This window comes from Kitasatospora sp. NPDC059803 (assembly GCF_042732255.1).
In the GTDB taxonomy this organism is placed as follows: domain Bacteria; phylum Actinomycetota; class Actinomycetes; order Streptomycetales; family Streptomycetaceae; genus Kitasatospora.
The window spans coordinates 1-5309 of sequence record NZ_JBHWIJ010000201.1 but is presented as its reverse complement, the minus strand read 5'-3'; the positions used below and the strand labels follow the sequence as shown (position 1 = coordinate 5309).

At 74.0% G+C, this 5309-nt stretch carries 3 protein-coding genes; all 3 read left to right on the top strand.

Translation table 11 applies throughout. The features are described from left to right. Positions 1-185: 185 nt before the first annotated feature. The 3 genes from ACFV6I_RS27045 to ACFV6I_RS27035 all read left to right on the top strand — a co-directional run bounded on the left by ACFV6I_RS27045 (position 186) and on the right by ACFV6I_RS27035 (position 5248). Positions 186-833, top strand: coding sequence for an AAA family ATPase (locus ACFV6I_RS27045; protein ID WP_380428149.1), 648 nt, complete (start codon positions 186-188; stop codon positions 831-833). Between the two features lie 61 nt (positions 834-894). Next, positions 895-1419, top strand: a complete 525-nt coding sequence (locus ACFV6I_RS27040) for an AAA family ATPase (protein WP_380428147.1) — start codon at positions 895-897, stop codon at positions 1417-1419. 424 nt (positions 1420-1843) lie between these two features. After that, the gene (locus ACFV6I_RS27035) at positions 1844-5248 is read left to right on the top strand and encodes an LPXTG cell wall anchor domain-containing protein (RefSeq protein WP_380428145.1); all 3405 of its coding nucleotides are present in this window, start codon (positions 1844-1846) and stop codon (positions 5246-5248) included. The last annotated feature ends 61 nt before the right edge of the window (positions 5249-5309 follow it).

Here is a 5309-nt window from a genome sequence, read left to right as displayed (position 1 = left end):
TCCACCCCCCCCCCCCCCCCGGGGGGGGGCGGGCGGGGGGGGGGGCCCGGACGGGACCGGGCCGGGGCCGGCTGTCGGGCGCCGGGGGCCAGGCGGGGAAGGCCCACACCTCCCTCACCCCTCAGAGCCCGCCCGCCCCCGAAACCGCTTACCGCCCCACCCCGCGCGGCGGGTACCGTGCCCGGATGCACAGCAACGACACCAACGGCAGCGGGAGCGCCAACGGGGACGGCGACGGCAGCGCCCCCACCTGGGACGTCCTGCTGCTCGGCGGCGCCTCCGGCCTCGGCAAGAGCCGCGCCGCCGCCGAACTCGCCCGGCACAGCGGCGCGTTCGTGGTCGAGTTCGACGACGTCGTCGCCGCCCTGCACGCCGCCACCACCGCCGAGGGCCACCCCGGCCTGCACCACTTCGACGGCCTCGACGACCCCGACGCCCTGCCCGCCGACCGCGTCCTGGAACTGCAGATCGCCACCGCCCGCGCCCTGGACGACGCCCTGCTCGGCGTGGTGCGCAACCGCCTCACCGTCGACGTGCCCGCGATCGTCGAAGGCGACTACCTCACCCCGGCCGCCGCCGCCCGCGCCGCCGCCGAGGCCGCCGGGCAGGGCCGCGTCGTGCGCGCCGCGTTCCTGCACGAGGGCGACGCGGCCGGCATCAGCGCCAACTACGCCCGGCGGGAGCCCGACTGCGGCCCGCAGGAACGCCGCGCCGCCGTCAGCGCCCGCTACTCCCACTGGCTCGCCGACCAGGCCCGCACCCACCACCTGCCCGTCCTGGACTGCCGCCCCTACCCCACCCTCGCCGACCGCCTGCTCCGCGCCCTGACCTGACCTGACCTGGCCTGACGTGGCCTGAGCTGACCTGACCTGGCCTGACGAAAGGGGTCCACAGATGCTGATCGTGGTGAGCGGCGGGCCGGGCAGCGGGAAGACGACGCTGGCCCACGCGCTGGCACAGGCCCTCGGCTGCCCGGCGGTGTGCCGGGACGAGCTGAAGGAGGGCCTGGTGCACGCGGGCACCCGGGCCGGGAACCCCGACGAGGCGGTGCGCGCGGCGTTCTTCGACGTCCTGGAGGTCCTGGTGCGCGCGGGGGTGAGCGCGGTGGCGGAGGCCGCGTTCCAGGACCGGCTGTGGCGACCCGGCCTGACCCCGCTGGCCGAGCACGCCGAACTGCGGATCGTGCACTGCCGGGTGGACCCGACAGTGGCCCGCGCCCGGATCCGGGCCCGCCTGACGACGCACCCGCGCCGCGCCGCGCACGCCGACCGCGCACTCCTCGCCGCCCCGCCCGGCCCGGGCAACCTGCTGGACGACTTCACCCCGCCGTCCCTGCCGGTGCCGCACCTGCACGTGGACACCACCCACGGCTACCAGCCGCCGCTGGCGGACATCGCCGCCTTCGCCACCAACCCCTGAAGCCGACTGTCCGTCAGTTCGCCAGTGAGCCCGGCGGCTTTCCGGATCAACTCTGGCCAGCAGAAGGCGAGTTCAGATTCCCGCAGGAGCTCGACGGGCTTCGCGCGGACGGCGGCTCCGCCGACCTGCCGCGCCCGGCCGTCCGTTTGCGGGCAGCGCGCGAGGGGGAAGACCCCGCGCCGGGCCCCGCCTGCGGGCGAGGCGCCGTGACCGCCGTGACCGCCGTGGCGTCGGCCGTCACTCCGACAGCCGTACTCGGCAGTCCGTCCGTCAGGTTGTCAGCTCGCTCGCATGGGCCGCCGGGATGACTTCTCCCGCGCGCCGGATCAGCCCGGATAACACGGACGACATAGTCAGTTCGTCACCTTACGGCCGCATTCATGCCGTCATCCAAGAGTCCCGCGAGCACCCTGGGGAGTCCCCGATGCCCGAAATCAGACGCCACTGGGGCTTGGCCCGAGCCTTCGAGACGCCAGGAAGAGCCCTGGCCCGTCCGCCGAGGAGGGCGGGCTCGACGCGGCGCGGCTGGACGGGAATGCTGGCGGCCGTGCTGATGCTGGCGCCGGCGCCGCTCGTCCCGCTGCTGGCCGCCCCCGCCGCGCACGCGGCTCAGACGTGCCCGGCCGATGCCGGCTACACCGACTGCCTGTCCTTCGCCTACACCGGAAGCGACCAGGACTTCACCGTCCCCACCGGGGTCTCCTCGATCAGGGCGAAGGCCTGGGGTGCGGGTGCGGCCGCCGACGGCGACACCGCCGCGGCCGGCCGCGACCACGCGAACCGGCCGGGCGCCGCCGGCGCCTACGCGACCGCGCTGCTGGAGGTGACGGCCGGACAGCGGCTGACGGTGGTGCCGGGCCAGGGCGGGCGGTCGCGTCCCGACGGCTCGGGCTCCCCGGAGGCCCGCAACGGTGGCGCCTCCGCCATCCGGTCGGGCCAGTCGCACACCCCCGCGGACACCCTGCTGGCAGCCGACGGCGGCACGGCCTCGGCCACGAGCGCGGCTGCGAGCGGCGCCGACGCTGCCGGGGCCGGTCCTGAAGACGGGTCGCAAGGCCTCGCCCCTCACGTGACCGAGCGCCAGTACGTCACCGGGGCGGCCTTCGGCGGCTTCGCGCCGTCCATCGCGGGCGTCAACAGCACCGACACCAGCACCAACACCAGCGCCAACACCAGTGCCGACGCGGCGAAGGACGGCGGCGGCCACAGCGGCGACGGCGGCAACGGCCTCGTCGTACTGGAGTGGAAGGACCCCGGCACCGGCGCCACGACAACGCAGGCCGACCCCTCACCGGCCGCGACGCCCACCGGCCGGAGCAGCGCTCCAGGAGCCCCGTCCCCGGAGGCCGCGCCATCCGCAGCGGCCGGACCGGCCGGGCCGAGCAGCGCGGCCACCCCGCCGAGCGCCGCCCCGCTCGGCCGCCTGCCCCGGGCACCCGGCGACCCCCTGGACTGCACGGGCAACACGATCTACGCCATCCAGCGTGGCTCCTCCACCGCCGCGAACGGCACCCTGCTGGCCCTGGCCGCCGGCAGCGTCGGCGGATCCAGCGTGACCGCGACGACGGTCAGCACGCTCCCCGCCGGGTCGGGCTTCACCAACGCCCTCGGGATCACCGACGGCGGCACCGCCGCCTACGTGGTCGACCAGACCCCGACCGTCGCCGGGTCCGTCAACGTGTACGGCTACAACGCGGCCACCCAGACCTGGACCACGTACACGGGAACCGCCGGCGCCACCACCGACTCCTTCGTCTCCGGCGCGGTGGACCCGGTCAACGGCATCTACTACTACGCCAGCTTCGAGCCCGGCACGGCGACCACGCCCGGCGTGGCCACCCTCTACGGCTTCAACACCACCACCAACACGGCGATCCCCGGCGTGATCGCCACGTTCAACCTGCCCGTCACCGGCGCCTCCGGCCCCAACGGCGACATCACCTTCGACGCGGGCGGCAACCTCTACGCCCTCTCCTCCGTCGGCACCGACGCCGCCATCGGCCGGGTCGCCGGGCCGATCCCCACCACCGGGTCGGCCACCGGCGTACCGCTGACCGACACGGTGCTGAGCACCCTGCCCAATCCGGACAGCAACTCGTTCAACGGGGCGGCCTTCGACAACGCCGGAATGCTCTACATCGAGTTCGCCTCGGGGACCACCACCTTCCTGGAGCAGCTCAACCCGAACACCGGCGTGATCACGGCCGGGCCCACGCCGTACTCCAACAACGCGTTCCTGTCCGTGGACCTCGGCGCCTGCTCCACCAACCCGACCCTGGCCCTGCAGAAGAACATCGTCGGCCGGTTCGCCTCGTCGACCACGTCGAACGACCAGTTCAACCTGGCGATCACCGGCGGCGGCGTCACCCAGGGCAACACCGCCACCACGACCGGCACCAGCACCGGCATCCAGACACCCCCCGCCGGCCCGGTCATCGCCGTGTCGGGAACCACCTACACGCTGACCGAGACCGCCGCCTCCGGCAGCCTCGCCAACTACACCACCGCCTACGACTGCGTCGACACGGCCAACGGCAACGCCCCGGTCGCCTCGGGCACCGGCGCGACCACCTTCAACCTGCCGTTCCCACCCACGGTGGAGGGCAAGAACAGCCCGCTGGTGGTCTGCACCTTCACCAACACCCCGGTCCCCGCGACGCCCGCGCTCACGATCATGAAGACCGCGTCCCCGACCACGGTCACCGCCGTCGGGCAGGTCGTGGACTACAGCTTCCTCGTGACCAACACCGGCAACGTCACGCTGACCAACGTGACGGTGAACGAGACCGCGTTCTCCGGCAGCGGTCCGGCGCCCGTGATCACCTGCCCGGCCGGCGCCGCCTCCCTCGCCCCCAATACGTCCGTGACCTGCACCGCCCCCTACACCGTCACACAGGCCGACATCAACGCAGGCTCGATCACCAACACCGCGACGGCCACCGGCACACCGCCCACCGGCCCGCCGGTCACCTCACCGCCCTCCAACGCAACCGTCACCGCGACGTCCAACCCGGCGCTCACCATCATGAAGTCGGTGGATGCGACGGAACTCACCGGCGTCGGCCAGGTGCTGCACTACTCCTTCCTGGTGACCAACACCGGCAACGTCACCCTGACCAACGTCACCGTGAACGAGACCGCGTTCTCCGGCAACGGCACCCCGCCCGCGATCACCTGCCCGGCCGGCGCGGCCTCCCTCGCCCCCGGCACGTCCGTGACCTGCACCGCCAACTACACCGTCACGCAGGCGGATGTCGACAGCGGGAAGGTCACCAACACGGCGACGGCTACGGGCACTCCGCCCACCGGTCCGCCGGTGACGTCCCCGCCGTCCTCGACCAGCGTCCCGAACACCCCGGCCCCGGCGCTCACCGTGGTCAAGTCGGCCTCGCCGACCACGGTTTCGGCCGTCGGGCAGGTCGTCGACTACAGCTTCCTGGTGACCAACACCGGGAGCGCCACGCTGACCGATGTGACGGTGAACGAGACGGCCTTCTCGGGCAGCGGCACTCCGCCCGTGGTGACCTGCCCGGCCGGCGCGGCCTCGCTCGCACCCGGCGCATCCGTGACCTGCACCGCCAGCTACACCGTCACGCAGGCGGATGTCGACAGCGGGAAGGTCACCAACACGGCGACGGCGACGGGCACTCCGCCGTCCGGTCCGCCGGTGACCTCACCGCCGTCCAGCGCGACGGTGACCGCGAAGCCGCCGCACGGCCACCTGCCGAGCACCGGAGCGAACACCCACCTGGCCGGGCTGGCGGGGAGTCTCCTGCTCCTCGGCGGTGGGCTGGCATTGGTGACGCGCCGCAACCGTCGTCGCGGCTAGCAAACGGCGGCTGACGGCGGCGGTCCCCGGAGCACGGGCTCCGGGGGGCCCCCCCCGTGTG

What these genes read in the sequence shown, in the direction of transcription:
- ACFV6I_RS27045 (WP_380428149.1), top strand. Translation starts at nt 186, where the DNA reads ATGCACAGCAACGACACCAACGGCAGCGGGAGCGCCAACGGGGACGGC.
- ACFV6I_RS27040 (WP_380428147.1), top strand. Translation starts at nt 895, where the DNA reads ATGCTGATCGTGGTGAGCGGCGGGCCGGGCAGCGGGAAGACGACGCTG.
- ACFV6I_RS27035 (WP_380428145.1), top strand. Translation starts at nt 1,844, where the DNA reads ATGCCCGAAATCAGACGCCACTGGGGCTTGGCCCGAGCCTTCGAGACG.